Origin of the sequence: Mesorhizobium sp. M1E.F.Ca.ET.063.01.1.1 (assembly GCF_003998155.1) — a bacterium.
Classification (GTDB): Bacteria; Pseudomonadota; Alphaproteobacteria; order Rhizobiales; family Rhizobiaceae; genus Mesorhizobium.
Genome location: NZ_RZSC01001148.1, coordinates 1 through 1,298, shown reverse-complemented (window position 1 = coordinate 1,298; position 1,298 = coordinate 1). Strand labels below are relative to the sequence as shown.

2 protein-coding genes and 1 pseudogene are annotated in these 1,298 nt (G+C 61.5%); 2 read left to right on the top strand and 1 reads right to left on the bottom strand.

The window, feature by feature from the left end:
• Together EOA29_RS36795 and EOA29_RS36790 are read left to right on the top strand one after the other, a co-directional pair.
• A pseudogene (locus EOA29_RS36795) lies at positions 1-475 on the top strand (Ti-type conjugative transfer relaxase TraA); the annotation flags it as partial.
• Positions 476-601: 126 nt separating this feature from the next.
• A complete protein-coding gene (locus EOA29_RS36790; RefSeq protein WP_127222416.1) occupies positions 602-817 on the top strand; it encodes an AlpA family phage regulatory protein in 216 nt (71 codons plus the stop codon).
• Positions 818-970: 153 nt separating this feature from the next.
• On the opposite strand, the gene EOA29_RS41890 is transcribed toward EOA29_RS36790, so the two are convergent.
• Complete coding sequence (locus tag EOA29_RS41890; protein ID WP_189479124.1) at positions 971-1,171, bottom strand: hypothetical protein; 201 nt, start codon at positions 1,169-1,171, stop codon at positions 971-973.
• Positions 1,172-1,298: the final 127 nt, after the last annotated feature.

Below are 1,298 nucleotides of genomic sequence, written 5' to 3'. Positions count from 1 at the left end.
GGGCGGCAAGGCCAGCCCGGCGCAGACGCGCGAACTGGCCGAGGCCCGCAACGCCTTCGAGGCGGTGCGGCCGCATGGGTGGCGCGATGCCGAGGCAGCTTACGTCAAGCACCCGGCCCTTGCCCGCGAGGCCGGCGGTGGCCAGGTCAATCGCGCCATCCGCGCCCTCCAGCTTGAAACCGAAATCCGCACTGATCCAAGCCCCCGCGCCGACCTCTTCGTGGAACGTTGGCAAAAGCTCGACCGGACCAGTCAGCGCCAATATCGGGCGGGCGACATGTCAGGCTACAAGGCCACGCGGTCGGCCATGGGCGATATGGCCAAAAGCCTCCAACGCGATCCGCAACTGGAATCCATCCTCACCAACCGCAAGCGAGACCTCGGCATCGCGTTCGAATCAGGCCACCGTCTCGGCCTTGAACTCAGCTTCAACCACGGCATCGACCTCGGAAGGGGCCGGGGCATCGGACTCTAGACCCGTCCGATTTACCGCCGCCTCTACGCCGGGGTACGACGATGCGGAAAACCCTCTTGCTCACCCTAAGTGTCTATCCTCTGGATCAGGAGCAGCCAGAAACAGCCAGCAGGAGGCAGCACGACCATGCCCGAACCAGACCGCATTATCCGCCTGAAAACTGTCCTTTCCCGGACCGGTTTGTCCCGGTCCACGATCTACCGCAAGATCGCGGAAGGCACGTTCCCACGCCAGATCAAGATCAGCGTCCAGGGTGCAGGGTGGCATGAATCCGACATCAGTCGCTGGATAACCGATCCTGTATCATGGCGCCCGCAGGCTGAGTTCGATCCGTTTCGGTGACAGTCCGCCTCTGGGCACCAACACCAAACTAAGGTGTTGACGCAGCTGAAAAACTAGCAAAACTAAGTGCTTAGGGCTGCCCGAGTGATACACACGGGTGCTACACATGGTCCTTGCAATGAGCCGTCCTGTCAAACATCCTAAGACCGGGGTTTACTGGTTCCGGAAGCGGGTACCAGCTGACATCGCAGCGTTGACGGGTCGCAAGGAGGCCATCCGGATGGCACTTGGATAATCCAGATCACCCCGGAGGCCGGGACGGTCAAGACCGACGAGGCCCGGGACGTTCCACTTCATCAGCAAATCGTCGATCTTGGATTCCCGGCGTTCGTCGAGCAATCCGGCGGCGGTCACCTTTTTCTAAATGTCGACCCGTTCGAAGACAGTCGAGGCGCCCGGCGAGGCCTCAAGAACCGTCTAGCCGAATTCGGTCGTAGCTTCGTACCAGACCCAAGGGTCGCCCCCAACTATGGCTGGAGAC